Source organism: Paenibacillus sp. FSL R5-0490 (assembly GCF_001956215.1).
Taxonomy (GTDB): Bacteria; Bacillota; Bacilli; order Bacillales; family Cytobacillaceae; genus Cytobacillus.
The window spans coordinates 190,984-216,382 of record NZ_MRTQ01000003.1 but is presented as its reverse complement, the minus strand read 5'-3'; the positions used below and the strand labels follow the sequence as shown (position 1 = coordinate 216,382).

Here is a 25,399-nt window from a genome sequence, read left to right as displayed (position 1 = left end):
TGCCTTGGGGTGACAAGCATAAGACGAGCAGATGGCGGGGAGTGCTTTTCTTCCCATCAGCTGATTGGCTTATGACCTTGAGACCCTAGGAGCCGCAGCTAGATCGGGCAGTTTGGGCCCCCCTTATCCTCCTTTGATTCCTCTGAGTCTTGAAGTGGGGGTCTTACTGCCCGTTAGACTGCGATAAATATATTCTTTCTTCTGCGAATTGTTCATTGACTGTATTGGAGTGGGTTATCATGAGTAATGAAGCTTGTTTCTTTTTGATTTCACGTATAAAGTACTCCAAAATCATCATCTCAGTGTCTTCGTCAAGTGCAGAAGTCGGCTCATCCAGCAGATAAACTTCTGCTTTAAGGAGCAGGATTCTTGCCAATGCCAGACGCTGTTTTTCCCCGCCTGAAAGAGTTCCTGCATCTTCATGAAGCTCCTTAGTCATCTGCATATTATGTATAGCCTGTACAAGTATTTCATCATCACAAGGTTTCTTTCCGTTAAGCTTATAACCCATAATCAGGTTATCTTTTATTGTGCCCGGAAAAATCAATGGAACCTGCGATAGCATGATTACTTTTCTCCTGTGCTGGACAGAGTCGATTTCTTTCAGCGAAGTGCCTTTATAAAAAATTTCACCTGAATCAGGGGTAATTATTTTGTTCAGGGTCTTCAAAAGAGTTGATTTTCCAGCACCGCTCTCTCCGGTGATACAGGTTACTTTATCTTTTTTTATGTCAAGATGATTCACATTTATAATGTTATTAACTCTTAATTCTCTAATGGCGAACAGCAAGTCTGTTGTCATATGCAGCTCCTTTTTCCGTTTCCGTATACCCTCTAGCTTATCCCCTTAACCACAAAAGTTTGCCGTGTTTTAAAAATATTAAAATAAATACGCACAGATTAAAAATCCATGCGTTAAATATAGTTGCTATTGTGCCTTTAAATTTTTCAGAATGTTCCATACGAAAATTAAAATGCCGGCAGCCGTTATCGTGGCTCCAACAGCAGTACCAGGAAGAAAGGCATTATTTTCTGTAACCAGGACTAGGGACAGTGACAGCATCATGATTGGCAGGCCGATATTATGAAGCCAAAAATGCCATTTCCCGGCTTTCCCTTCTGCAAGAGCAGGAAACAAGTAGTATAGAATTCCTGCCAAAGTCAAGGACGTCCATCCGAGTAAATTAATATGGACATGAACAGGACCTAATAGGTAAGAATGAGTACTCGACATATAATACCCCAGAAGAATCCCCACAGCAAAGTATACGGATGAAATCTTAATCATAGTAATACCCATTGAACCCCTCCCATAAATCGTTCTAAAGCATTAATAAAATATGAGCCTATAGAACCATTTAGAACAAGGGATTTGTTCCTCTTTCTAACTTTTTCACCATCTTTATAGTTAATTTACAAAGGGTTTTTATTTAAAGGAGAATAGAAACTTATTATTCTTCATAAATCATTTTCCTTGTCATGCCTCCATCCACTGTAATATTTTCACCTGTTATAAAATCATTCTCCGGATGGGCTAAAAATAGGCAAGTCCTTGCAATGTCGCCGGGTTTTCCAACTCTGTTGGAAAAATGCTGTTTATGGTCAACCTCTCTGAGACTTTCATAATCGCCTGTTTCAATCCAGCCGGGGCTTATGCAATTAACCCTGATCCCCTTTTCAGCAAGGCTACTGGCCATCGCGTGGGTAATTGCCGCAATTCCTCCTTTTGAAGCTGAGTATGCTTCTGTTCCGTTTTCTGACATTACCGCTCTCGTAGATGAAAGATTGATAATACAGGAACCTTGTTTCATCAATTTGGCAGCCTCCCTGCTGCACAGGAACACACTCCGAAGATTCGTATTGATTACTTCCTCCCACATTTCCACAGTCAAATCGAAGAACGAATGAAACTTTGATATGCCTGCATTATTTATCAGGATATCTATAGCACCAAACGCCTCAAATGATTTTGTAATTAGTTCCTTAATTTCAGTTTCATTCTTAACATCTGTTTTAATGAACAGGCTGTTCATGCGCGTTTGGTTCAAATGTTCTTCTAATTTTTTTCCCTTCAATTCATCAATGTCGGCGATAACAACATTGGCCTCTTTCTTTGCGAATGACTCGGCAATACTCTTGCCTATTCCGCTGGCTCCTCCCGTAACAATGACTGTTTTTCCTTTAAAATCATTCATGCTTGCACATCCCTTCGAAGTGATCTATTGCTTTTATACCCAGTTTTCTTTGCTTTCTATTCACTTACATTGCATAGACATAGCAAAGACACCTGATGTAATCAAGTGTCTTTGCTATGTGCTATCTATTTCAGCTTCATACCTTTATCAGCTTCGGGGTGAATCTAAATATTGATAAATAACATGTCCGCCTCTCTGTGCGATTCCGCGAAAATGCTTAAAGTCCTCCCTTTTTACGATGACACTGCGAAAAGGAAGAAAATCTTCTTTAGACACATGATATTCAGAGATGATTCCATTTTTTAATTGTTCGAGCACTTCCTGAATTTGTTCATGATTCATTATCCAGAACTCCTTTTATTTCATTCTTTCTTAATCATAAATAAAGTGCTGCTAATTTTGAAGCATCAAATAGTATATTTGCATATCGATGTTTTTTTCTGAATATTAAATATTTTAATGTAAATAAGAATTTTATCTGGTATAATATTACCAACCTAAAGAATGTAACATTTTACCTTAGCAACACCGAATTGCAAAATTCTTTACGCATTTCAAAATATAGTGCAAACTGTTACTACCAGCGAAAGAAATGGACAAAAGGAGAGATGCTTTTTGAAGAAAGCAGAAGTTGGCAATATTATTGAATTCCGTGATGGACTACAGGGTATTGTAGAAAAAGTAAATGAGAATTCTGTTATTGTAGATTTAACGTACATGGATAACTACCGGGATCTTGAATTAGATCAGAGAACAGTTGTCAATCATAAAAATTATAAGGTTGTCAGAGAATCAGCAGTATAAAAAAAGAAAAAATGAAAGCGTATTCTTACGTCCCTTTAAAAAGCAGCTCTTTTGCTGCTTTTTGTTTTGCCTTTTGTGTGATCCGAACCATCGGCCATTTACGGCTCCACAGTTATGGCCTCCTGTTTAGGAGGCCGTAATTTTATTCTTTCTCCCCTGACAGCTCTTTTAAGGATTTCACTTTTCCATGTGGATGCTGATCCTGCTTTCTAACTGTCCAGGCACGCTCTTTTTCTCTTTTTGATTTCGTCATTATACATACCTCCCTTCATATGGGCTTATGATTAGCATTTCTGCATTATTTTATCTTAGCGTTACCAAAGAAATCTTTTCCTTACTTTTTATGTTTGTTTTTTGTTAGAATAGTGTTTGGTTATTTTTTTGCTTGAAAGGAGTTAAATCAATTGAAAAATATTGTTGCAGATGTCCGTTTTATTGGCGGGCTGGTATTCGCACATCTGCTTATGTATTTTACATTTCAGGATAAATCAATTTTTTGGTATATCTTTTCTGCCTCTTTACTGCTGCTAATCAGTTACTCCATCATAATGGGGGAAGTGGAAGACAAGGCTTCTTTTGGAACATACATTACCTATGGAACTCTTTCAGGTTTTCTTTTATACGGACTATTCTGGACGGGATACAGTTTATTTGATTTGCTCAGCCTCCCCTTAGTTAATCAGGTTGAACAATTATACGGCCGATTTTCACCTTCGTTTATTTGGCACTATATTGTGCTTATATTAATCATAGTTCCAGGAGAAGAGGTGTTTTGGAGAGGGTTTGTTCAGAAAAGACTAATGAAACATACGACAGTTAAGGTAAGCATCATTATATCTTCTCTCCTCTATACTTCTGTCCATTTTTATTCAGGATACTGGATGCTCGCTTTTGCAGCATTAATTGCAGGTCTCTTTTGGGGATGGCTATATGCCTGGAAAAGAAGCATTCCCTTAGTAATCGTCTCCCATCTTATTTTTGACTTGTTATTATTCGTTCTGCTCCCATTTAATTAGATTTCCACAGACGCAGAGATGAACAGACAATTCTTCATGAATTGTCTTTTTTTAATTCTTGTTAAGTGTTGTCGATGATTTACATAAATGGTAATGTACAAGTAAATAGGAATTTATATGTAACTCTTTTATTTCAAATACGTCTAATTATGCAAAGGCGCTGACAGACAACGGGAGGATGGAACATGATGAAAATTATGGCGAAATTTATGTTAATGCTGGGTGTTATAGGTGCTATCCTGGCAGGGTGCGGAACAGCTCAGAATGATTCCGGCAATGGAGCAGGACCTGGGCAAAATGAAGAAGATAGAGGTTCGGAAGAACAGGATGGACAAGAACAAAGTGAAGAAGAAGAATCATCAGAAGATGGCACAGATGGAGAAGGTAATAGTGTAATAAGGATCCTTGAGCAGAATATGACTTATTCAGTTGAGGGTGAGACGAAGGATGACACAGCCTTCCTGAAGCATAGTGATAATCAAAATTATTCGATGTATGTTCTGCCGGCATATGAGCTAACTGCCGAGGAACCAAATAAAGATGTACTCTACCTCTCGGAAAATGATCAGATATTCATGCGAATTGAACTCCTTCCGAACGATGCAGATTGGGATATGATCGAAGAAAACACTAAAGCACAGCTTGAAGCTGTCAGCGAAAACGTACAAACATCCAAAGCTCCTTCAGATGATTTTTACAAAAATGCTTCTGTAATGAAAGCAGAAGGAAACGGTGAGAAGGTTTCTGCCTATCTTGTGAAAAATGACGATCTTTCACTGAAGCTCACTATATTCAATAAAGAAGACGCTGACCATGAAGATGCTTTCCTGCAGATGGCGAAAACCATTATGAAAGAGAAGCCGCAAGAGTAATATAAGCGAAAGAGATCCATGTAAAAGGATCTCTTTTCTTTTTTTTAGGCTTTTTTCCCCTTACTTCCATCATCAAACGGCTTCATCCACAGAAGAATAATAAAGGTCAAACTTACATATCCAAAAATCGGATATAAATAAGATAGCAATGTTCCATAATTGATTAAACTGATAAAGTAACAAACTACAAAGATAAAGCCCACAATTAAAATACTCGGCACGGAAAAGTGTTTTTTTACCTGTCTCTCAATGCCAAACACATTCCCAATAACAGATGTGAAAATCTCTCCATAGATGACAAACACAAAAATCCAATAGAACGATGATGCCAATGTCTTTACAATGGCGGCCATCGGGATATCATACGCTTCCAGATTCGGCAGCATCATAAGTGTTAAATGGCTGGAAAGCAAAATGAGTGTCAATGCGGCTCCACCAAGGTATCCGCCCCATTTGATTGTCCGGTCATCATTTATTTCAGAAGCCACAGGCACCAAGACTGCCTGCGCCAATGTTAAATTCAAAGCAGTATAAGAAAACGGGGCCACAACCGCCTTCCATCCATCTTCAGCATATGGGATAAACAGAACCTGTTCTGCAAAATTAGGAAGCTTCATGCTTATAAACAATAAAATAAAGCTAAATGCAATCATCATCGGAACGACAAATGTATTAACAGCAAATAATCCGCGAATGCCCACTATCATTGTAGAAATCGTTAACCCTATCGTTACGAGCAATCCTGCAGTCTTGCTTATGCCAATCTGTTCCTCAAACACTGCTCCTGCACCTGACAGCATAACTGCACATACGCCAAGCAGCATAAACAGCATCAATATATTAATGGCAGAACCAAAAAATCTTCCAAATAAATATTCATTTAATTCCTGGTAGGATGCTGCCTTTATCTGTGCAGAGATTCTCATTAATTTGGAACCGAGAAAAATAAATATATAACCGCTCATCAGTATCCCAATTAAACCGATAAAACCAAATCGGGAAAAAAACTCTACAATCTCCCTGCCAGTGGCAAAGCCCGCTCCCACCACGGTTCCCACATAAACGGCAGCGATCTGGAAAGCTGCCCCCCAATTCGTCTTCACTTAATCTCCTCCTTCCTTTCCAATATATGTAGGCTGGTACAAACAAAGACGAGCTTTTTTGGTTTTAAGATAAACTTTAGATTGGGTATAAATTCCATAAACAAATCACTTGAAAGTCAAAGAAGGTCAAATTATAATGTTGATATAAGGTCAAATATAGTCAAAGTCAGACCAATTTTTTTAATGGAGGTATGCAGAATGCTTTGTCAAAAATGTCAATTAAAAGAAGCAAATGTACAATTAAGACTGAATGTGAATGGAAATGAGCGAAACCTTAACCTTTGCCATAGCTGTTATCAAACTGAAAAGCAAAAAAGCCTTACTTCCTTTGGGCCTGCTTTGAGCGGCTTTTCAGGTTTTGGCCAAATGCCTTTAGAGGATTTCTTTAAAAAGATGGCATCCTCTCAAGGAAATGAAAACTACCAGCCTTTAAAAGAAGCGCCTGGACACAATCAGGGCAACGGCGGATTTATCGATCAATTCGGACGAAATCTTACACAGCTTGCTAAAGCTGGTTTAATTGACCCAGTCATCGGACGGGACGAAGAAATAAATCGTGTGACTGAAATATTAAATAGAAGAAGCAAAAATAATCCGGTCTTAATAGGTGAGCCAGGAGTAGGCAAAACAGCTATTGCTGAAGGGCTGGCGATTAATATTGCCGAGGGGCGAGGCCCAAAGAAACTTCTAAATAAAGAAGTCTATTTGCTTGATGTGGCATCCCTGGTTGCCAATACCGGAATTCGCGGCCAATTCGAGGAACGCATGAAGCAGCTGATTTCAGAGCTTCAGACTAGGAAGAATATTATTCTCTTTATAGATGAAATCCATTTACTTGTCGGAGCAGGATCAGCTGAAGGGTCGATGGATGCCGGCAATATACTAAAGCCTGCCCTTGCACGTGGTGAGCTGCAAGTAGTCGGAGCCACCACATTGAAAGAATACCGTCAAATTGAAAAGGATCCGGCTCTCGAACGCAGATTCCAGCCTGTACAAGTGAATGAGCCGACTGCGGATGAGGCATTTGACATCTTAATGGGGCTGAAACAAAAATATGAAGATTATCATGATGTTTCTTTCACAGAAGATGCCATAAGAGCGTGTGTACAGCTGTCAAGCCGATATATTCAGGACCGGTTCCTTCCTGACAAAGCCATTGATCTAATGGATGAAGCAGGTTCGAAAATGAATCTTCAGTCAGGATATATACCGGCAGAAGATATTGAAAAACAGCTGAAAGAAATCAGCAGGCAGAAAGAACATGTCTTAAAAGAAGAAAAATATGAAGAGGCTGCAAAACTCCGTGAAGAGGAATTAAAACTTCAGCAGGCATTAAACGGAGAAAACAAGGCTGAAAGGCCGGTTATCGAAATAAGTCTTATTCAGGAGATTATTGAGAAGAAAACAGGGATTCCTGTCGGCAAATTAGCTGAAAATGAACAGGAAAAAATGCAAAACCTGGAGGAAAATCTTGCACAAAAAGTAATTGGACAGCGGGAAGCCGTACAAAAAGTTGCAAAGGCAATCCGCAGGAGCCGTGCAGGACTTAAATCCAAGCACCGCCCAATTGGATCTTTCCTATTTGTCGGGCCAACAGGTGTCGGGAAGACTGAATTAACCAAAACACTTGCAGAGGAGCTGTTCGGCTCAAAAGACAGCATGATCAGGCTTGATATGAGTGAATATATGGAAAAGCACAGTGTGTCTAAAATTATCGGTTCCCCTCCGGGATATGTAGGTCATGAAGAGGCAGGACAGCTTACTGAAAAGGTGCGCAGAAATCCGTACAGCATTATCCTGCTTGATGAGATAGAAAAAGCACATCCAGATGTACAGCACATGTTCCTTCAAATACTGGAAGATGGACGCCTTACAGATAGCCAGGGCCGCACTGTCAGCTTTAAAGATACAGTCATTATCATGACAAGCAACGCAGGAGTTGGGCGAAAAGAAGTCCATGTAGGATTTGGTGCAGCTGATGCCGTCAAAGATTCAAATATTCTGGACTCGCTCGGCAGCTTCTTTAAGCCGGAATTCCTGAACCGTTTTGATGGCATTATCGAATTTAAAGCATTGAAAAAAGAGCACTTATTGAGAATTGTCGACATTATGCTCAATGAGCTGCAGGAAACATTAAATGAACAGGAGCTTGAATTGACTGTCACGCAGGAAGTTAAGGAGAAATTAGCAGAAGACGGATACCACCCTGCTTTTGGCGCAAGGCCATTAAGAAGAATTATCCAGGATGAGCTTGAAGACAAAATTGCAGATTTCATCATTGACCATGGCGGTAATAGCCATTTACTGGCCGAGCTGGAAAACGACTTAATTGTCATTAAACCAATGCACCAATAAGATGGAAAAGAGCCGGAATTCATAACCGGCTCTCTTTTTTATTTTATAAACCTTTATCATTCACTGATTTTAGCCAATTCTCAATTTCCCCGATAACAGACTGGACACAACCCTCTTCAAAAGGAGAAATCAATCCAGCTTCTTTAACAAGTCCAGTGAAAGGCTTGCTGCCGCCAAGCTGGCATAGTTTTAAATAATCCTTCCAAGCCTCTTCCTGATTCTCCCTGGATCTTTTCCAAAACTGGAATGCACAGATTTGGGCCAATGTATAATCAATATAATAGAATGGTGAATTGTAGATATGACCCTGACGCTGCCAGAATCCTCCGTTCTCTAAATACTCGTTGCCATCATAATCTTTATGCGGCAAGTATTTCTTCTCAATTTCTCTCCAAGCCTGTTTTCTTTCCTGCGGTGCTGCTTCCGGATTTTCATACACCCAATGCTGAAATTCATCAACTGATACGCCATAAGGCAGGAAAAGAAGTCCCCCGCTCAAGTGTGAAAACTTGTATTTTTCCGTATCCTCCTTAAAGAAGCCTTCCATCCAGGGCCATGTAAAAAATTCCATGCTCATGGAATGAATTTCAGCTGCTTCATAGGTTGGCCAGTTATATTCAGGTATTTCAAAATGACTGCTTGAATAGACCTGGAATGCATGTCCTGCTTCATGGGTAAGAACATCAATATCTCCTGAAGTCCCATTAAAATTAGAGAAAATGAATGGGGACTTATAGTTTTCAATGTAAGTGCAATAGCCGCCCCCTGCTTTTCCCTTTTTGGCTACCAGGTCCATAAGATTATTTTCTCTCATGTATGAGAAAAATTCACTTGTTTCACCGGATAACTCATCATACATTTTTTGTCCGTTTTCAATAATCCAGTCAGGATCGCCTTTCGGTACGGCATTACCCGTTTTAAATTCAAATCCTTCATCGTAAAATTTAAGCTTATCAACGCCAATGCGCTCTCTTTGCCTTTCCTTAAGCTTCGTGGCGATTGGAACGATGAAATCCTTCACCTGCTTACGGAAGTTTGCAACCATTTCCGCGTTATAATCTGTCCGGTACATGCGGAAGTAAGCCAGTTCAACGAAATTCTTGTATCCAAGCTTATGGGCGATCTCTGTTCTAACCCTGACAAGCTCATCATATATACGGTCAAGTTCATCTTCATTTTCAGCCAGAAAACCAAAGCGGGCCTCACTTGCTTTTTTACGCATTTCACGATCTGTAGATTGTGTAAATGGCTCCAATTGGGCAAGTGTGCGTTCTTCACCTTCAAAATCAATCTTGGCTGAAGCAATTAATTTCGTATATTCTGAAGAAAGCTTATTTTCTTTTTGCAAAAGCGGTACAATCTCTGGCGAGAACACCTTCAATTGGGCTTCTGCAAGTGCAAACAGCTGATTTCCCCAGCGATCTTCAAGCTCTGCCCTGAACCTGGAATTAACCAAAGCCTGATAATACTTTGTAACAAACCCTTCTACTTCAGGCTGAATTTCATCCATATAATCCTGTTCTGCTTTGTAAAATTCATCATTCGTATCTACTGAATGCCGGATATAGCATAGGTTGAACATGGTACCGACATCATTGCGAATATCATTAATTTCTTTCATAGCCTGATTTTGCTGTTCTGCAGAAGCTGCAACTTCGAACTTTTCAAGCGCTGCTTCAAATCGCCCCTTTATTTTCTCAAGATTCGGACGATCATATGTATAGTCTTCAAATCTCACATTACTGCCCCCTCGTGTATATGTATATCGATTTATAAACAAACCACTAAACTATTTCGACAATATTTGGATTATTCCTTCCCTAAACATATCTTATCTGCCACAAAATAAAAAACAGCCCGTCAAGGCTGTTTAAATTAATTTCCCACATTTTTGTCATGGGAGATTGATAGTCCAAGCTTCTTTAATACCTCAATGGCTGCAGCTTTTTCTTCTGAAGTCAGCTCGTTCATAAGTGAATGTATATGTTTTTCATGGTCAGGAAAAATATTTTCAATAAATGCTTTTCCCTCATCTGTAATTTGCGCAAAGGTAACTCTTCTGTCCGTCGGGCATGCTACCCTTTTTAACAGGCCTTTCTGCTCAAGCTTGTCCACTACATATGTGATGCTCCCGCTGGCCAATAGTATTTTCCCGCCGATCTGCTGCAGAGGCTGGTCCCCTTTATGATAAAGAAGCTCCAAAACTGCAAATTCAGTTGGATTTACTCCGTAAGTTTGTATTCGTTTATTTACATTTTCATTAATAGCCCGGTATGCCCTGGACAGGACGATAAATAATTTCAACGATTGGTCAATTTGTTCAGACCCCATTTTATCCAATCCCTTTACCTTTTATTGAGTAGCGTTTACATCAATCAATTCTCAATCATTATAGAAAACAGTAAGAAAGCTGTCAATTTAACAAATCAGGATCATTTGCCGGCTGAAACCTCCCAATTGCAGTTCAGTGTCGGGATTACCTTTCCCTTTTCAGAAAAATAGCCGGCAAGCAATTCAGTCATATCGGTTAATATCTCTTTCTCCAGCGGTTTGTCCTTGAACATATAATATCCTCCGCCGCCTGCAGCCCGGTAATTGTTCATTACTGCGCGGTACTCGCCATCCTCCCTGATAGGATGTCCCTTATAAAGAAGCTTTGTGATCCGGCTGCCCTTTTGGCGGGAAACATCTATTTTATATTCAATTCCTTCCCACATGTCGTAATTATAATGCTGTGGCTTCGGATATGAAAATTCAGGATTCACTATAATTTCCCCGTCACTGTTCACTTCAAAATAAGATGCTGACCGCTCTAAAGCATCCTTAATGTCCTTTCCAGAAATTCTTAGGACACATAGCGAATTCGGATAAATATAATTAGAAACTATTTCTCTCATCGTTACTTTAGTTTTGAAACCCGGTGCTCCCTCATGAAACAGCGCAGTACAGGAAATATCAGCACCAGCTGCTTCCATCTGCACTTTATTAATGAATTCAATCAGCGGATGCTCCTTGAGTCGCGCTTCGAAAATATTATCAATTATCATGTCTCCTTCAATCTCACCTATCACTGTATCAAGCCAATTCTGGGTTTTGGATTCATAATAACCGGCAAGCTGAAGGACCTCATGATCAGGCATAATTCCATTGGGATAAATCAGGGCAGAGTTTTTTTCATCAATCAGCCAATCATTGTGTCTTTTTCTGAATTTTACTGTAACCTTTGCAAGCGCCTGGCCGTTAAATCCCGGCTGAACAATAGATACACCATTCACTTGCTCCCCTTCAATAAAACGGTGCTGATGCCCGGTAATCAGAACATCAATACCTGGGACATCTGTACAGATTCTGTAGGCTTCATTTTCTCCTGTTTGTTCTTCTGTCAGTTCACCTGTTTTTATATCCTTTTCAAAGCCCCCATGGTATGAGACGATAATCAAGTCCGGCTTTTCTTCCTCCTGGATATAGGAAACCCACCTTTTCAAGCTGACCACCGCAGATTCAAATGAAAGCTGCTCAATATGCTGCCTTTTCTCCCAATTTGGAATATACTGGGTCGTGACACCTATTACCGCAGTTTTCAAACCATTTGCAAAGGTTTTTATTTTATAAGGAAGCCCGAAATAAGTTTCTTTTGTTGAATTGAATAAGATATTAGCTGAAAGCCAAGGAAAATTGGACTCACTGACCGCTCTTGCAAGGGTGTTCTTTCCATAGTTAAATTCGTGATTTCCGATAACAGCTGCATCATATTCAAGTTTATTTAAGATCTGTATCATAGGATTTTTTTGATTTTTCAGGTACCTGGAATAATAATAAGTCAGAGGAGTTCCCTGGATCAAATCACCATTATCAATTAGTATGGAAATCTCAGATTGTTCCTTTTCTCTCTTTATTAACGCTGCAAGCTTGCCCAGACCGTGCTCAGCGTTTTCATCCGTTCCATAATAATATGGATAAACATGTCCGTGGACATCACTTGTAGCTAAAATGGTGAGTAAAGCTTCCGATTTCATCAAACCCCTCCTTACATATAAAATAACATTCCTTTGAAAGAATTAAACCTCTTTTAACACATAATGGTATAATATTGTTAATGTCAGTTAGCTAAGGACAAATTAACCTAATTAATCTGGAGTTACCCTCATGAATAATCGAAACAGAAATTTCCTGCTTTATTTATTCGCAGTAATTATTCCCACTTTAGCCGGCAGCATCTTTTTGTTTATGGATTCTGTTAAACAAAATGATATGGAAAGACTCGAAGAAGCAAAATGGATTGGCTCGATACACCAAAGAAGCTGGGACCAGTTTATTTCCGAGACCGTGACCACACTTGAGATGCTTTCGCTGACTGCCGGAAGTGCTGACACACCTTCTGAAAAGCTTGAACCTCTGCTCCAAAAAGCCAATCAAATGGATCCTCGTTATGGAGGAATTTACCTTCTTGATCGCAGCGGAATGGTTCTTACAGGATCAAATCAATTCTTAGCAAACTCAGATTTATCTGAGAAGAAATATCTTAAAGAGGTATTGGTAACGAAAGATATTGTTATTTCCAATACTCCTGAAACACTAACAAATGGGCAAACAGTCGTTGGGATAGGAAAGCCGGTATTGAATGACGATGGAGATGTAATCTCTATTATTGTGGCACATATGAGAGTGGATTACGTACAAAATATTATGAGGCTCCTCACTCCTGATGCCCGGCTTTCAGTTCTTAATTCTAAAAGGGAAACAATTATGGACATCAATATGAATGGAGACTCTTCATTTTCCAGTCAAAATAGCATTACAATTCCGATTGACAGGCTGCCTTGGAGTGTAAAAGTGGAATTTCCGCCAAGAGACATGCTGAAAATTATTAAGGACGCTTTCCTGGCAATACTTGTATTAACCATTTTAATTCATATTTTATTTCTCTTCATAAAATATTTAAGGCTGAAAAAACAGGCTGAAAAAGAAAAAAAGGAAAATGAACTGCAAAAACTTGAACTGGTAGGTACTCTGGCTGCCAGCACAGCCCATGAAATCAGGAACCCTTTAACAGGAATAAAAGGCCTTATACAGCTATTGAGTGAAAAATATACGAATACACATGACCAGTATTATTTTTCTGTCATCAATGATGAGATAAGCAGAATCAATGAGATTGTCAGTGAATTTTTAATTCTCGGTAAACCCACTGCTCAAAAAATGGATGCTATGGATTTGAGAAGTGTTATAAAGGAATTAGAACCTTTAATACTTTCTGAAGCTAATTTACACAATGTCACTTTTGAATCTGTTTTTTCAGATGAACCCGTCATAGTCGATTGCACGAAAGATCAGATGAAACAGGTGATCCTGAATTTGACGAAAAACGCTTTTGAATCAATGCAGGACGGCGGAAAACTAACGATAAAGCTGAATAAAATGCAATCCAGATGTCAGCTTAAGATCGCGGACACAGGCTCCGGTATTCCAGAAGACAAAATAGAAAAAATATTTCATCCATTTTATACTTCAAAGGAAATGGGTACAGGTCTTGGGCTTGTGGTCTGCAGGCGCATTGTGCATTCTTTTGGCGGTGAAATATTTATTACAAGCGAAGTAAAAAAGGGTACTCATGTAGATATTTTTCTGCCTATCAAAAACCCATAAAAGGGAAGGTGCATGATCCCAGGCACCTTCCCTTTTAGCTAAAATATATTGGAGAGTTTCTCTCAATTCGATCCTTTATCAACTTCATCATTACTAATAGCTGAGGATTCCTGTCCTCAGGTGCGATTTTTTTATGGAGAACGGAATACAGTGTGATATCCCTTAGCCGCAGGAATAAAGGCAGGTGTTTTTCCAGGTCACCGGGAATTTCATTCTCCAGCTGATATCCGTCCAAAAAGGATTCCAGGAACATCCTGCCAAAGATATTCACTTCTTCCGGGTCCGCCTCTTTAAACTTATATAAAATTGAATAATACAGAGGAATGGCGATATCAGTCGCAAACCAATGATAACAGCAATCATCAAAATCAAACACTTGTATATCTTTTCCGTCATAAAAAAAGTTTCCGGAATGAATATCCGTATGAATAAGACCATAGTTGTTTATATGCTTTGGCAATGTGTGAAGCAGATTCAATAAATCCTTCGTATTCTTAATAATTAATTGATCTTCTTTGGGTATATATTTTTCAACGGTCAGCAGTTCTTCTTCATCCCATTGAATACGCTGTACAATGCCAGGAGAAGGAACATATGATTTTGTGGCTGCATGCATTTTCCCCACTGCTCTTCCCCATGCATGATATAACTCCTGATTGAATTCCGTTGAACGAACATCGATTGGTTTTCCCTCTGCTTTTGAAAACACGCTTGCATAAAAGACAGAGCCATCACCAGCTTCCAGGGCTTCAACCATATTCCCATTTTGTGAAGTCATTACCTTTGGAACCTTCAAACCTTCTGATCTTAAATAACTCATCCAGTCAACTTCAGATAAAAGCTCCTCCAGCTTGCGATGTGTCGAATGGGTAATTCTCAATATTAGCTCTTCCCCATCTTTTGAAGCTTGAAAGACATAGTTTTCAAAATCACCCAGCTTTTTATAATTCACGGTATTCAAAGAATAGATACTTAAGAAATGATGGAGGAAGTTGTCCGTCATTAAAGCATCAACTGCTTTTTCCATTAGCTCCCCTGCTCTCGTCCTTATTCTGAATAATGTAAATTATATAATATTTAACGGATTTTCAAAATAGCTATTTTGATAGACTCGTGAATAAGGTACACTATATTTAGTTTTACGAAATGTTCAGAAAGAAGGAGACTTACATTATGAGTGCTACCGCTGCTAAAATCTATCCAAATTCTGATCCGCAGCAGAAAACAGCCTATCGGATATTATTCATCATTGGCCTTTGCCACCTATTGAATGATTCCATCCAATCCGTTATCCCAGCTATGTTTCCGATCTTGGAAAAGTCTATGGGGCTTACCTACTCACAGCTGGGAATGATTGCTTTTTCGTTAAATATGGTTTCTTCCATCATGCAGCCTGTCATTGGGATGGCCACTGATAAAAAACCGTTCCCTTTTGCCTTGCCAATCGGCCTCACATCAACTTTATTTGGTGTATTAGGCCTGGCTTTTGCTCCAGATTATAAATGGATCATTCTTTCAGTTCTATTCATTGGTTTGGGTTCGGCTGTGTTCCATCCTGAAGGTTCAAGGGTAGCATATATGGCAGCAGGCCAGCGCAGGGGTCTTGCTCAATCAATTTATCAAGTTGGCGGTAACACCGGACAGGCACTTGCTCCCATCATTACAGCCCTCATACTTGTTCCACTGGGACAAATAGGGGCTGCCTGGTTTACCGCAGTTGCGGCAATTGCAGTTGGACTGCTGATTTATATTGCATTCTGGTATACAGGACGTCTTCAGCAGGAACTGACCGCCACTAAACCGCGGAAAGATTCAGGTGCACGCCAAAACAAAAGAATTCCCAGAAAGGTGTGGGGAGCCCTCCTCCTGGTTCTTTTTTTGATTTTTGCCCGTTCATGGTATATCTCAGGGATGACAAATTTCTATGCTTTTTATGCCATTGAGAAATATTCTTTCTCTATAAGTCAGGCACAGCTCTTCTTATTTGCATTTTTAGTATCAGGTGCGCTGGGTACGTTTTTTGGCGGACCGCTCGCAGATCGGTTTGGAAAGAAACAGATTATTTTTCTTTCAATGATCCTCACTGTTCCCCTTTCCCTCCTGATTCCTTTCGTGCCTTCAGCTATTGCATTTGTCATGCTTGTGGCGGGCGGATTTATACTTATGTCAAGCTTTTCTGTGACTGTTGTATACGCACAGGAACTCGTTCCCGGAAAAATCGGCACAATGGCTGGATTGACAGTAGGGCTGGCATTTGGTATGGGGGCGATAGGCTCCGTTGCTTTGGGCTATCTGGCCGACACTCTTGGACTGGCCAATATGATAATATTTACAGGGTTTCTTCCCGTTTTGGGATTGCTGACTTTATTGCTTCCCCCGGATGAAAGGGTTTCAGAATGGAATAATTAAAAAAGAGGAGGTGCTCCCTCCTCTTTAAATTTGCTGAATTTTAATATATAGCTCTTCTTTCTCGTCTTCAGTAAGAAGATTTTCTGCCATAGGAAATAGGACGTTTTCTTCTTTAGAAAAGTGCTGTGTCAGAGTATAGTATGCCTTTTTAATCAGCCCGGAGTGTTCGGCCATTTCTTCTGCAGTCAAATGCTCTTTTCCTTCCCCTGCTCCTAAAAAAGCTTTAATACAGCTTTTAGCCTGATCATGCTCATACTCCATAACAGCGATAGGGCCTGTTCCTTTACCCAGGTATTGTTCCATCATGCGGAAAAGCACACCTTCCTCCCTTTCTGAGTGCGGATCAAGCTTACTGCAGAAATTCTGTACATGTTCAGTTAACTCTTCAAAAAGAGCTTTGTCTGGAGATTCCTCCATTTTAATTGTGATCTGAAGAAGCTCTTCAAGCATTGCCAAAAGAGGAGGGTGCTCCTCTTTCAGCTGTTTCAGCCCTTTGCTAAGATTTATTGGACCATTTCCCATCATGGAGCTCATACAGCCTTCCATCCCTAAACCCCTCCTATCTAATATAGGTTCAGTATAAGAAATGGCAGGAAGAATTGTTGTGATGCCCGTCACTTTGTGCATTTCTGAAAAATTTTCTAAAAATTTAAATAATTTTGTGCAATCTTCTCGTTTTTTGCCATATAATAAAGGTAAGTTATCTTTATATCGCTGCAGCTGAACCCTTTAAATTGTTAGGAGGGATTAAAATGCATCCGCCAACTTTCTACGAATTTTATCAAAAGTGCCTTATTCCGGCCAATTCAGAAGACTCATACCTTTCCACTGGGCAAACCCATTGGCTTATCGCTCTGGAAGGACAGCTGAAAGAACAGGAAAAAGAGTTTTATTGCTGGAAAGTAACCATTTATCCATCAGATTCAGAAGGAAGCTTTTCATGGAATGAAGTACTATATTCTTCATCTCTTCATGAATGCGTCCACAAAGCATTTGAACATGCCAGAGAAATTGAAGCCAATGTCAAAGATTCACAGTTCAGTTTTTTAAATAGACAAGAAAAAATCAGCTAGCCTCAAAAATTATTTCTCCTTCGCTCCATCTTTTTTTACCCTCGCATGTGAAATAACATACATATAGGTAAATTCTACTTCTAAACATAATCCAATAATAAAGCATTCTTAATGCAATAAAAAAAAGAGCCTAGACGAACTAAGCTCTCCAGATTATAGGGGGTCAACTATAATAGTTCGACCACATTTAGTTTAACAAATTCTGCCTTGAAAATTAAGTTACTAAAGCACTATTACTAAAATGCATTAACGCGTCAAATTAGAAAACCCTTTTAGATTTCATAGTTTATATATACCTTGTTAACAGTTTCTTAATATTTTAAATTTATAATGTACATGTACCAAAAGATAAAGCCTTTTTCATACCCCCTTTTCAAAACCGGCCAAATCGATGGCCGGTTTTTGTATGATCCTGAGGGCTGATTTATGCAAGCCTGAATACTATTCCATGGCCGCCTTTCGGATATTCCCATTTAATATTCTGATATGGGCATCCTATCCTGCAGCTGCCGCACTCATGACATCCTTCGTAACCGACCTGCATTCTTAATCCTTCCCACTTGTAGACCTCAGCCGGGCAGAAAATGGTGCATATTTTATCGGGGCACTTTGTCATACAGATATCATGATCCAATACGGTAAGATGTGATTTTGTATCTGCCTTGAAACGAACTAAATATTGCTTTTCTTCGATCGTTTTCGTTGACATTATTTCACCGCCTTCCATGCCCTGTACATATCTTGAAGCACACGAATTGTCCCGCGTTCACTGGTGAAGCTCTTCATAATTTCTTTTTGTTTTTCTTTCTTTGGAGTTCCATCAACTGTAAAGAATTTGTTCGCTGCCCTATTCAGCATCGGAACATACTCCTTAAAATACTGCGGGTAGTGTTCAAAAGTGTGAGCTGCATCTTTATATTTTTCCAGATCTTTAATTATAAAGCTTTGATACAGTTTTTCCCTGTATTGATTCAAGCTGGCTTCGCTAAAATCCCCCCGTTCCTTGGCGGCAATGATGGTCTCTGCAGCCATCGTTCCGGATGCCATGGCCATATTGGAGCCTTCGCGGTGAATGGCATTAACAAGCTGCGCCGCATCACCTGCAAGGAGAACACCATTACCGGCCACTTTCGGCACCGAATGGTACCCGCCTTCAGGAATCAAATGGGCCAGATATTCAGCGGACTCTCCCCCTTCTATTAAAGGTCTTACCATAGGGTGTGTTTTTAAATAATCCAGCAGGTCATAAGGTTTAAGCTTTGCCTTGATCATGCTTGAGAGCGTCGTTCCTACACCAATATTGATACTATCTTTATTAGTGTAAATGAAAGCGGTACCGAGATTGCCTTTCGTTGAGTCCCCGAAAATTTCAATCGTACATCCCTGGTTGTCTTCCAGGTTGAAACGGTCATTAATTTTGTCTTTAGAAAGATTAATGACTTCCATTACTGTCAGGGCAACTTCATCAGGACGGAATTCTTTATGGTAGCCAAGCTGCTTTGCAAGCAGTGAATTCACACCATCTGCCAAAACCACTACATCTGCATATATATCTCCATCCGGACGGTCTGTTCTTACCCCAACCACTTTTCCATTCTCAGTCAGACACTCAAGTACGACCGTCTCATTTATTAATAGAACGCCCTGCTCAACCCCTTTCTTTGCAAACCATTGGTCAAAAGGTGCGCGGAGCACTGTGAAATTATTATATGGCTCCTTCCCCCACTCAAGACCTTTATAGCCAAAACTCACTGCCGATTCTTTATCCATCATCCAGAATCTCTGCTCTATGACAGGCCGTTCGAGTGGGGCTTCTTTCCAAAACTCCGGAATGATTTCCTCCATTTGCTTACGGTATAACACTCCGCCCATTACATTTTTGCTGCCTGGATATTCTCCTCTTTCAATTTGCAGGACTTTTAGGCCGTTTTTAGCACAGGTGTAAGCACAGGAAGTTCCTGCAGGCCCTGCACCAACCACAATGACATCAAACTTTTCAGACATAGCTCATTTCACCCCCTCTTTCTCTTGCTTCCTTGAACTCTTTAATCAGCTTCGGAACAATTTCAAGTGCATCACCTACGATACCGCAGGTTGCTACATCGAATATAGGGGCTTGTGGATCCTTGTTAATCGCAATAATAAACTCTGAATTTTTCATGCCCACAACATGCTGAATTGCCCCTGAAATCCCAATAGCAAAATAGATCTTTGGTGTAATGGTTTCTCCTGTCTGCCCCACCTGCTGTTCATGCGGAAGCCATCCTGCCTCCACTACATCCCTTGTCCCCCCTACGGTCGCTCCAATGGTGTCAGCCAGCTCATGGATCAGCTGGAAGTTTTGAAAATCACCCATTCCTTTTCCGCCTGCAACGACAACATGGGCTTCAGCTAAGTTCACTTTTTTTGTGACATCTTTCACAATTTTTATCACCTTTGTGCGCATGTCATCTTCTTTTAAGGTAATCGGTTCTTCTATAACCTCACCATGCCTATCAGGATCCGGCTCCATTGCTTTCATAACTTTAGGGCGGACAGTAGCCATCTGAGGCCGGTGTTTTTTGCAAAGGATGGTTGCCATTATATTTCCGCCAAAAGCCGGGCGGCTTGCTTCAAGCAGCCTCTTTTCCACTTCGACATCCAGCATGGTTGTATCCGCTGTCAATCCAGTACTGAGATCTGTGGCAACTGCGCTGGCTAAATCTTTACCATTGGAGGTAGCCCCATAGAGAAAAATTTCAGGTTTATATTTTTCGGCAAGATTGATAACTGCCTTCATATAAGATTCAGTCCGGTAATCCTTCATTACTTCGTGGTCAATTACATAAACTTGATCAGCACCATAGGCGATGACCTCACGGCTTAAAGACTTAATTTCATACCCAAGCAGCACACCGGAAAGAGGCACCTCAAGTTTATCAGCCAGCTTTCTGCCGGCACCGAGCAATTCAAGGGAAACCCCCTCAATTTTCCCATCATTTTGTTCTATGAATACCCATACTCCCCGGTACTCATCCATCATGTAAATCCCCCCTATTTATTACTGTTTGGCTGCAAAAGCTCTTTTTTATCATTAAGAAGCTCCATCAGCTGCTGAATCTGTTCGTCTGCATTCCCTTCCAGCCTTTTTCCGCCTTCCGGCTTTGGAGGGGTAAACATTTTACCCACTATCGTAGGAGATCCCTTCAACCCCAGCTGTGTCCGATCCACATTTTCAAGATCATAAACAGACCAGATTACCGGTTCATATCTGGCAGCTTTTATCATATTAGGCATAGGGGAATATTCTATGCTATTAATCTCTTTTTCAACGGTCAGCAGGCAAGGGATTTGAGCTTGAATTAATTCATATCCGTTCGTGATTTTCCTTTTGATCAGAATCGTTTTTTCACTTTCATTAACTTCAGCTACTTCGATCACATTGGTGACAGGCGGAATATCCAGACGCCTTGCTATACCTGGTCCAACCTGGCCGGTATCTCCATCAATGGCATGCTTTCCGCATAGAATTAAATCCACAGGCATATCTTTTGAAATACGTTCTAAAGCTTTAGACAGAGCATAGCTTGTTGCCAGTGTGTCTGCACCGGCAAATGCACGGTCGGAAATTAAAAATCCGCGGTCCGCCCCAATTTCGATACTTTTCTTAATAACTGCCACGGCCTGTGGAGGTCCCATGGATAAGACTGATATGGTGCCTTTTCCCAGGGCCTTTGTAATTTTCACAGCCTCCTGCACTGCATGAGCATCATAAGGGTTCAAAATGGCAGGAGCACTGCGCCGGTCAAGGGTATTGGTTTTGGGATTGATTTTAATGATTTTTGTATCAGGCACTTGCTTGACACACACAACTATGTGCATTTTTTACTTTCCCTCCTCTTAACTTAAAGCTTGTATGAGTATTGAGTACTTTAAGTAATAAAAAAAGCTTTGTATTACGATATATGATTCTCTAAAGAGGCATAGTACTTCTTTAATGAATTAATATGTTTATTACTAGAATTGCAGCAGACTGCAAAAAAAAAGAACCCTTCACGGATCCTTTTTGACTTCCTTTTTATATTCGCTCAATAAATATACTCAGTTATTTTAATTATACAACTGCTTTCTTCCATGATAGAATCATTTGCCTGAATGAAACTCTCATCCTTTTCTTTTGTTCCTTCTCCCGTTTAATGAAGCATTGATATTCAAAAATCAATTGATCGAGTTCCTGGCTGCAGCGAACCGTTTCCTGGCTCGCCATTCCGTTTCTCCTTGCCGTTTCTATCATTTTTTCCCTTTTTTGCTGGATTTCAATCAGCAGCTGTATTCTTTTATTGCGCAACTTTCTTCCTCCTAATCCTATCCCTTTTATCCGATATAAATGTGTCTACTTGATGCATTATTACAAGAATTTCTATAAATGTAAATAGATTCGCAATATTAGACAATCTTTTTCCCAATTAATTTTAATCGACAATAATCTCACATCAGCCCCATTGGTTTTCGACACCTTCTGCTTATCAAAACTGCTTAAACCAACAGTTTTTGATAAAAAATTTGCATGATCAATGGATGTAAAAAAAAAACCATTAATTATAGCGGGAAAATAAAAAACCCAATGCCTGAGCAATGGGTCAACAGATTATTGATGAACTTCCTTTTCTTCATAAATTGGCACCCATCCTTCTGCAGATACAAAGATCCGGATGGCTACTACCTTTCTGTCATCCTGCAGAGTAAAATAATGACGAATGTTTTCAGGTACTGATATTAAATCGCCGGGATTCAGGAATACCTCAAAGAATTCCCCATCTTTTCCTTGTATAATAAAAACCCCGTGGCCGCTGACAATAAACCTCACCTCATCGTCTGTATGGTGGTGTTCCCGCTGGAAATTTTGAAGAAGCTGTTCCAAATTCGGCGTATTCTCTGAAAGGGAAATGACATCCTGTGCCCTGTATCCTCTTCTTTCTGAAATATCCTTAATTTCTGCAGCAAACGTATCCAGGATTTCTTGTTTCTCATCATCGGAAAGCAAATATTTTTCCTGGAGGCTTTCAGGCAATTTATCTATTGCCCATTGCTCATAAATAACCTCCTGTTTTTCCAGAAAAGAAGCAATTTCTTCCTGATTCCTGATTTCTTTTTTTGAATTTTGAAATACGATATATGCCAAACTGATCTATCCTCTCTATTTAAATTTTTTTCTGCATTATTTTGAGCTTTTGGACTACACTACTTTGGATAACTGTTTGGCTCTATGTTCCAGAAGCTTTAGCTGATATCGGAACAGGAATTCTGAAGCCTCCAGGATCTTTTTAGCCTCAAAAGAGGTTTTGCCCCATACTGTAATTCCGTGGTTTCTAATTAAAATTGCACCTGAGTCTTCATGTACATGGGAAGCAAAACACTTTGCCAGCGCAGGAATATGCGCATAATTAGGAATAATCGGAATCCTGAGGACAGCATCCTCTTCCCATTTATCAAATGCTTTAATGAGCTCTTGTCCTTTAAAGGTTACTGCCTCCTGGTCGCCATAAATTTCTGAGATGACGTTATTATCAATTGTATGTACATGGAGACTGCATCCAGCTTTTGTTCTTCTGTATATTTCCGTATGCAGAAGTGTTTCAGCGGATGGCTTTAAATGGGTTTCGCCCACCGGCCGGCCAAATTCATCCACCAGTAGAAAGTCTTCTGCAGTCCGTTTCCGCTTATCCTTACCGCTTGCAGTTACGAGGAATTGAAGCGGGCTTGAGCTGACCTTAATGGCCAGATTTCCGCTCGTTCCCATAAACCAGTCCCTTTCCGCGAGCTCGGCTTTAATATCTGCAAGCTCATTCCATTTTTCCTCAAGTCTGCTCATACTCTCACCTCATTTAAATTTTTTAAGACCTCAATGCAATCATAGAATGTTTCAAAAGCATTATGTTTAAGGTTCATTTCCTTGCTTTTCTCAAGCAGCAAGTCTCTTGCTATGACAAAGTCCGCCTGTTTTGCAGCCTCAAGGTCAGTTACTGAATCTCCGATTACCACTTTAAATGTGTCCTCATCCTCTAATTTCCGCATAATGGAAGGCTTGCAGCAGCCGCAATCATTTTCGCATTTTTCATCACAGCTATGGGGCCATAAGATTTTTATTGTGTCTCCGCTAAAATCTGAACCATTGCAGAACACTGCTTCAAAGGGTCCATACTTATCCAAAACGGGAGCTACAAAAAAGTCTATTCCTCCGCTTACTATATAAAGCGGTATATCTTTTTCTGCCAGATAATCGACAAACGGCTGAAAACCCTCTCTTATCTTTGCATTTTTTAAAATGAAATCAGTAAGATCACTTTTCAGTTTGCTTGGGAGAAGGGAAAACATCTTTCCTACTCCCTCTTTAATAGAAACTTCCTGCTGCAGGACTTGATTTTTTATCCCCTCCCACCCAGAAGGAGCAAAATGTTTCATAATATTGATGATGTTATCTTTTTCGGTAATAGTTCCATCAAAGTCGCAAAATACCGCTATTTTAGCCATTCTTTAAAGCCGCCTTTTTGTATCCCCATAAATCAATCGCTCTTTTTAATTCTGGGAAGTCTGATGGATCATCGGCTAAAGAGGCTCCCTTTAAAGTTAAATCAATCGCCTGGCGGAATGCCAAACCGCCTCCTCTTGCCCCATCAGGGTGCCCGTGTACGCCGCCTCCGGCATTGATGACACTGTCTATTCCGAAGTCTTCGAATAGCAATGGCACTAAACCCGGATGGATGCCGGCTGAGGGTACCGGAAAAGTTCTTTTGCAAAAATCATTCACAGTCAGGCTATCCGCAATTGATAATGCCTGGGTTTTCTCAAGGGCTACTGACCCATAAGGTGAAGGGAAAAGAGACAAGTCTGCCCCTGCATACCTGAGCAGTTTACCTAAAAGCAAAGGATAGGAGATCCCATAAACACTTGAAGCTGAAAGGGCTCCGCTGACTGCAGGATGTGCCATGATAGACAGTTCAATCTCATCATCTTCCCTCAAAGACTGCAATACATCGAGCCCATAAGAGAATACATTGAAAAGAAGAAGATCAGCTCCAAGACTGGATGCCTTTCTTGCCTTATCTCTTAATTCAAACGACCTGCCTGTTAAATTTACGGCATATAAGGTCCGATGGCCCGTTTCTTCATAAACCTGTCTCAACACCTTTTTTCCTTCCTTTATCCGCGCTTCTAACGGTGTAAGGCTGTTTTCAAATAGTATTTCATCGTCTTTTACAAGGTCTATGCCGCCCATGGCCTGTTCCCGCAGCTGAGAAGTCAAAAAATCCATATCTTTGCCGAGCACTCCTTTGAAGATGCTCATCAGAAGAGGCCTGTCATATACATTCAATTTTTCCCTCAGCCCTTCAATCCCAAAGCGAGGTCCGGGGAAAAAATTTTTCAATTCATTGGAAAACTGCAAATCCAAAAGTTTAATCTTTCCGTCCAGTGACAGTTTCCCAAAGACTGTTGTTAATATTGCCGGTAAATCCGGACTAAAATTTACAGCAGGATAGGCAATCTTGATAATTGCTGCTGTTTCCTTACTTTCTGCATCTTTTGTAAAGGTTTCAACAGAAACGACCCTGCCTTTATGCTTCTTTAGCTGCTGCTTTTCAAGCTCCGGCAGATGGGTCCATGATCCAACTGTTAAACCTAAAGCAATCTCCTCCGCTTTTTTCTCCGGATTATGTTTTTCATCATGTATTAGGTACGCTGCAATAATTTCGCTCATGAATCTTCTTCCTTTCAATATCAAAGAATGAGAAAAATAAAAAACCTCTTCAAATAAGAAGAGGTTAGCATAGCAATCTAACATCTTCTTATCTTTCAGCTATAAGCTGCAAGATTTAGCACCGTGCTTAAGTTTAAGTCGGTTGCCGGGCTTCATAGGGCTAGTCCCTCCGCCTGCTCTTGATAAGAAAA

At 40.2% G+C, this 25,399-nt stretch carries 27 protein-coding genes and 1 riboswitch; of the genes, 7 read left to right on the top strand and 20 right to left on the bottom strand.

Annotated features, from left to right (window positions below; translation table 11 throughout):
• Positions 1 to 163: 163 nt before the first annotated feature.
• The 4 genes from BK139_RS04040 to BK139_RS04025 form a co-directional block, all read right to left on the bottom strand.
• Positions 164 to 802, bottom strand: a complete 639-nt coding sequence (locus tag BK139_RS04040) for an ABC transporter ATP-binding protein (protein ID WP_076256977.1) — start codon at positions 800 to 802, stop codon at positions 164 to 166.
• Positions 803 to 928: 126 nt separating this feature from the next.
• Positions 929 to 1,300 carry a cbb3-type cytochrome c oxidase subunit I gene (locus BK139_RS04035; RefSeq protein ID WP_076256975.1) on the bottom strand — a complete coding sequence of 124 codons (372 nt, stop codon included), beginning with the start codon at positions 1,298 to 1,300 and terminating at the stop codon, positions 929 to 931.
• 151 nt (positions 1,301 to 1,451) lie between these two features.
• A complete protein-coding gene (locus BK139_RS04030) occupies positions 1,452 to 2,195 on the bottom strand; it encodes an SDR family NAD(P)-dependent oxidoreductase (protein ID WP_076256973.1) in 744 nt (247 codons plus the stop codon).
• A gap of 147 nt (positions 2,196 to 2,342) precedes the next feature.
• Complete coding sequence (locus BK139_RS04025) at positions 2,343 to 2,537, bottom strand: hypothetical protein (protein ID WP_076256972.1); 195 nt, start codon at positions 2,535 to 2,537, stop codon at positions 2,343 to 2,345.
• A gap of 273 nt (positions 2,538 to 2,810) precedes the next feature.
• On the opposite strand from BK139_RS04025, the gene BK139_RS04020 reads away from it, so the two are divergent.
• Positions 2,811 to 2,999, top strand: a complete 189-nt coding sequence (locus tag BK139_RS04020; protein ID WP_009331029.1) for a YkvS family protein — start codon at positions 2,811 to 2,813, stop codon at positions 2,997 to 2,999.
• Between the two features lie 142 nt (positions 3,000 to 3,141).
• Here the strand turns inward: BK139_RS04020 and BK139_RS24280 are convergent, their stop codons facing one another.
• Positions 3,142 to 3,252 carry a DUF6254 family protein gene (locus BK139_RS24280; protein ID WP_019381647.1) on the bottom strand — a complete coding sequence of 37 codons (111 nt, stop codon included), beginning with the start codon at positions 3,250 to 3,252 and terminating at the stop codon, positions 3,142 to 3,144.
• 151 nt (positions 3,253 to 3,403) lie between these two features.
• Here BK139_RS24280 and BK139_RS04015 point away from each other — a divergent pair, with 151 nt between their 5' ends.
• Entirely contained in the window at positions 3,404 to 4,015 is a 612-nt protein-coding gene (locus BK139_RS04015) for a CPBP family intramembrane glutamic endopeptidase (protein ID WP_076256970.1), read from the top strand.
• Positions 4,016 to 4,200: 185 nt separating this feature from the next.
• The gene (locus BK139_RS04010) at positions 4,201 to 4,887 is read left to right on the top strand and encodes a hypothetical protein (RefSeq protein ID WP_286147867.1); all 687 of its coding nucleotides are present in this window, start codon (positions 4,201 to 4,203) and stop codon (positions 4,885 to 4,887) included.
• A gap of 44 nt (positions 4,888 to 4,931) precedes the next feature.
• Here the strand turns inward: BK139_RS04010 and BK139_RS04005 are convergent, their stop codons facing one another.
• The gene (locus BK139_RS04005; protein ID WP_076256968.1) at positions 4,932 to 5,990 is read right to left on the bottom strand and encodes a YkvI family membrane protein; all 1,059 of its coding nucleotides are present in this window, start codon (positions 5,988 to 5,990) and stop codon (positions 4,932 to 4,934) included.
• A 198-nt stretch (positions 5,991 to 6,188) separates the two neighbouring features.
• Between BK139_RS04005 and BK139_RS04000 the strand changes: the two genes are divergently transcribed.
• On the top strand, positions 6,189 to 8,345 hold the full coding sequence (locus BK139_RS04000; RefSeq protein ID WP_061793302.1) for an ATP-dependent Clp protease ATP-binding subunit: 2,157 nt from the start codon (positions 6,189 to 6,191) through the stop codon (positions 8,343 to 8,345).
• Positions 8,346 to 8,388: 43 nt separating this feature from the next.
• Here the strand turns inward: BK139_RS04000 and BK139_RS03995 are convergent, their stop codons facing one another.
• From BK139_RS03995 to BK139_RS03985, 3 genes are all read right to left on the bottom strand, one after another.
• Positions 8,389 to 10,083 carry a M3 family oligoendopeptidase gene (locus BK139_RS03995; protein ID WP_076256966.1) on the bottom strand — a complete coding sequence of 565 codons (1,695 nt, stop codon included), beginning with the start codon at positions 10,081 to 10,083 and terminating at the stop codon, positions 8,389 to 8,391.
• A gap of 137 nt (positions 10,084 to 10,220) precedes the next feature.
• Positions 10,221 to 10,676 (bottom strand): MarR family winged helix-turn-helix transcriptional regulator, encoded by a 456-nt coding sequence (locus BK139_RS03990; protein WP_076256964.1) that lies wholly within the window; start codon positions 10,674 to 10,676, stop codon positions 10,221 to 10,223.
• Between the two features lie 101 nt (positions 10,677 to 10,777).
• Entirely contained in the window at positions 10,778 to 12,361 is a 1,584-nt protein-coding gene (locus BK139_RS03985; protein ID WP_076256961.1) for a bifunctional metallophosphatase/5'-nucleotidase, read from the bottom strand.
• 130 nt (positions 12,362 to 12,491) lie between these two features.
• On the opposite strand from BK139_RS03985, the gene BK139_RS03980 reads away from it, so the two are divergent.
• On the top strand, positions 12,492 to 13,991 hold the full coding sequence (locus BK139_RS03980) for a PAS domain-containing sensor histidine kinase (protein WP_076256959.1): 1,500 nt from the start codon (positions 12,492 to 12,494) through the stop codon (positions 13,989 to 13,991).
• A 34-nt stretch (positions 13,992 to 14,025) separates the two neighbouring features.
• Here BK139_RS03980 and BK139_RS03975 read toward each other — a convergent pair whose 3' ends face one another.
• Positions 14,026 to 15,018: a phosphotransferase enzyme family protein gene (locus BK139_RS03975; RefSeq protein WP_076256957.1), complete on the bottom strand. Its 993-nt coding sequence runs from the start codon at positions 15,016 to 15,018 to the stop codon at positions 14,026 to 14,028.
• A 146-nt stretch (positions 15,019 to 15,164) separates the two neighbouring features.
• On the opposite strand from BK139_RS03975, the gene BK139_RS03970 reads away from it, so the two are divergent.
• Entirely contained in the window at positions 15,165 to 16,400 is a 1,236-nt protein-coding gene (locus BK139_RS03970) for an MFS transporter (protein ID WP_076256955.1), read from the top strand.
• A gap of 24 nt (positions 16,401 to 16,424) precedes the next feature.
• On the opposite strand, the gene BK139_RS03965 is transcribed toward BK139_RS03970, so the two are convergent.
• Entirely contained in the window at positions 16,425 to 16,946 is a 522-nt protein-coding gene (locus BK139_RS03965) for a hemerythrin domain-containing protein (protein WP_083675290.1), read from the bottom strand.
• Between the two features lie 206 nt (positions 16,947 to 17,152).
• On the opposite strand from BK139_RS03965, the gene BK139_RS03960 reads away from it, so the two are divergent.
• Positions 17,153 to 17,473 (top strand): hypothetical protein, encoded by a 321-nt coding sequence (locus BK139_RS03960; RefSeq protein WP_076256954.1) that lies wholly within the window; start codon positions 17,153 to 17,155, stop codon positions 17,471 to 17,473.
• A gap of 424 nt (positions 17,474 to 17,897) precedes the next feature.
• Here BK139_RS03960 and BK139_RS03955 read toward each other — a convergent pair whose 3' ends face one another.
• The 9 genes from BK139_RS03955 to BK139_RS03915 all read right to left on the bottom strand — a co-directional run bounded on the left by BK139_RS03955 (position 17,898) and on the right by BK139_RS03915 (position 25,208).
• Positions 17,898 to 18,182 carry a ferredoxin family protein gene (locus BK139_RS03955; RefSeq protein ID WP_019381639.1) on the bottom strand — a complete coding sequence of 95 codons (285 nt, stop codon included), beginning with the start codon at positions 18,180 to 18,182 and terminating at the stop codon, positions 17,898 to 17,900.
• On the bottom strand, positions 18,182 to 19,477 hold the full coding sequence (locus BK139_RS03950) for an FAD-dependent oxidoreductase (RefSeq protein WP_076256952.1): 1,296 nt from the start codon (positions 19,475 to 19,477) through the stop codon (positions 18,182 to 18,184). Before BK139_RS03950 ends, BK139_RS03955 begins: the two co-directional genes overlap by 1 nt.
• On the bottom strand, positions 19,470 to 20,495 hold the full coding sequence (locus tag BK139_RS03945; protein ID WP_076256950.1) for an electron transfer flavoprotein subunit alpha/FixB family protein: 1,026 nt from the start codon (positions 20,493 to 20,495) through the stop codon (positions 19,470 to 19,472). The genes BK139_RS03950 and BK139_RS03945 overlap by 8 nt, the downstream gene beginning before the upstream one ends.
• Positions 20,496 to 20,506: 11 nt before the next feature.
• Positions 20,507 to 21,334 carry an electron transfer flavoprotein subunit beta/FixA family protein gene (locus BK139_RS03940; RefSeq protein WP_076256948.1) on the bottom strand — a complete coding sequence of 276 codons (828 nt, stop codon included), beginning with the start codon at positions 21,332 to 21,334 and terminating at the stop codon, positions 20,507 to 20,509.
• Positions 21,335 to 21,566: 232 nt separating this feature from the next.
• The gene (locus BK139_RS03935) at positions 21,567 to 21,800 is read right to left on the bottom strand and encodes an aspartyl-phosphate phosphatase Spo0E family protein (RefSeq protein WP_076256946.1); all 234 of its coding nucleotides are present in this window, start codon (positions 21,798 to 21,800) and stop codon (positions 21,567 to 21,569) included.
• A gap of 300 nt (positions 21,801 to 22,100) precedes the next feature.
• The gene (locus BK139_RS03930; RefSeq protein WP_076256944.1) at positions 22,101 to 22,634 is read right to left on the bottom strand and encodes a 1,2-dihydroxy-3-keto-5-methylthiopentene dioxygenase; all 534 of its coding nucleotides are present in this window, start codon (positions 22,632 to 22,634) and stop codon (positions 22,101 to 22,103) included.
• Between the two features lie 54 nt (positions 22,635 to 22,688).
• Positions 22,689 to 23,324 (bottom strand): methylthioribulose 1-phosphate dehydratase, encoded by a 636-nt coding sequence (locus tag BK139_RS03925; protein WP_076256942.1) that lies wholly within the window; start codon positions 23,322 to 23,324, stop codon positions 22,689 to 22,691.
• On the bottom strand, positions 23,321 to 23,983 hold the full coding sequence (locus BK139_RS03920; RefSeq protein WP_076256940.1) for a 2-hydroxy-3-keto-5-methylthiopentenyl-1-phosphate phosphatase: 663 nt from the start codon (positions 23,981 to 23,983) through the stop codon (positions 23,321 to 23,323). Before BK139_RS03920 ends, BK139_RS03925 begins: the two co-directional genes overlap by 4 nt.
• On the bottom strand, positions 23,976 to 25,208 hold the full coding sequence (locus tag BK139_RS03915; protein ID WP_076256938.1) for a 2,3-diketo-5-methylthiopentyl-1-phosphate enolase: 1,233 nt from the start codon (positions 25,206 to 25,208) through the stop codon (positions 23,976 to 23,978). Before BK139_RS03915 ends, BK139_RS03920 begins: the two co-directional genes overlap by 8 nt.
• An 85-nt stretch (positions 25,209 to 25,293) precedes the next feature.
• Positions 25,294 to 25,397: riboswitch (SAM riboswitch) on the bottom strand.
• Positions 25,398 to 25,399 lie beyond the last annotated feature (2 nt).

What these genes read in the sequence shown, in the direction of transcription:
- BK139_RS04040 (WP_076256977.1), bottom strand. Translation starts at nt 802, where the DNA reads ATGACAACAGACTTGCTGTTCGCCATTAGAGAATTAAGAGTTAATAAC.
- BK139_RS04035 (WP_076256975.1), bottom strand. Translation starts at nt 1,300, where the DNA reads ATGGGTATTACTATGATTAAGATTTCATCCGTATACTTTGCTGTGGGG.
- BK139_RS04030 (WP_076256973.1), bottom strand. Translation starts at nt 2,195, where the DNA reads ATGAATGATTTTAAAGGAAAAACAGTCATTGTTACGGGAGGAGCCAGC.
- BK139_RS04025 (WP_076256972.1), bottom strand. Translation starts at nt 2,537, where the DNA reads ATGAATCATGAACAAATTCAGGAAGTGCTCGAACAATTAAAAAATGGA.
- BK139_RS24280 (WP_019381647.1), bottom strand. Translation starts at nt 3,252, where the DNA reads ATGACGAAATCAAAAAGAGAAAAAGAGCGTGCCTGGACAGTTAGAAAG.
- BK139_RS04010 (WP_286147867.1), top strand. Translation starts at nt 4,201, where the DNA reads ATGATGAAAATTATGGCGAAATTTATGTTAATGCTGGGTGTTATAGGT.
- BK139_RS04000 (WP_061793302.1), top strand. Translation starts at nt 6,189, where the DNA reads ATGCTTTGTCAAAAATGTCAATTAAAAGAAGCAAATGTACAATTAAGA.
- BK139_RS03990 (WP_076256964.1), bottom strand. Translation starts at nt 10,676, where the DNA reads ATGGGGTCTGAACAAATTGACCAATCGTTGAAATTATTTATCGTCCTG.
- BK139_RS03985 (WP_076256961.1), bottom strand. Translation starts at nt 12,361, where the DNA reads ATGAAATCGGAAGCTTTACTCACCATTTTAGCTACAAGTGATGTCCAC.
- BK139_RS03980 (WP_076256959.1), top strand. Translation starts at nt 12,492, where the DNA reads ATGAATAATCGAAACAGAAATTTCCTGCTTTATTTATTCGCAGTAATT.
- BK139_RS03975 (WP_076256957.1), bottom strand. Translation starts at nt 15,018, where the DNA reads ATGGAAAAAGCAGTTGATGCTTTAATGACGGACAACTTCCTCCATCAT.
- BK139_RS03970 (WP_076256955.1), top strand. Translation starts at nt 15,165, where the DNA reads ATGAGTGCTACCGCTGCTAAAATCTATCCAAATTCTGATCCGCAGCAG.
- BK139_RS03965 (WP_083675290.1), bottom strand. Translation starts at nt 16,946, where the DNA reads ATGGAAGGCTGTATGAGCTCCATGATGGGAAATGGTCCAATAAATCTT.
- BK139_RS03960 (WP_076256954.1), top strand. Translation starts at nt 17,153, where the DNA reads ATGCATCCGCCAACTTTCTACGAATTTTATCAAAAGTGCCTTATTCCG.
- BK139_RS03955 (WP_019381639.1), bottom strand. Translation starts at nt 18,182, where the DNA reads ATGTCAACGAAAACGATCGAAGAAAAGCAATATTTAGTTCGTTTCAAG.
- BK139_RS03950 (WP_076256952.1), bottom strand. Translation starts at nt 19,477, where the DNA reads ATGTCTGAAAAGTTTGATGTCATTGTGGTTGGTGCAGGGCCTGCAGGA.
- BK139_RS03945 (WP_076256950.1), bottom strand. Translation starts at nt 20,495, where the DNA reads ATGATGGATGAGTACCGGGGAGTATGGGTATTCATAGAACAAAATGAT.
- BK139_RS03940 (WP_076256948.1), bottom strand. Translation starts at nt 21,334, where the DNA reads ATGCACATAGTTGTGTGTGTCAAGCAAGTGCCTGATACAAAAATCATT.
- BK139_RS03925 (WP_076256942.1), bottom strand. Translation starts at nt 23,324, where the DNA reads ATGAGCAGACTTGAGGAAAAATGGAATGAGCTTGCAGATATTAAAGCC.
- BK139_RS03920 (WP_076256940.1), bottom strand. Translation starts at nt 23,983, where the DNA reads ATGGCTAAAATAGCGGTATTTTGCGACTTTGATGGAACTATTACCGAA.
- BK139_RS03915 (WP_076256938.1), bottom strand. Translation starts at nt 25,208, where the DNA reads ATGAGCGAAATTATTGCAGCGTACCTAATACATGATGAAAAACATAAT.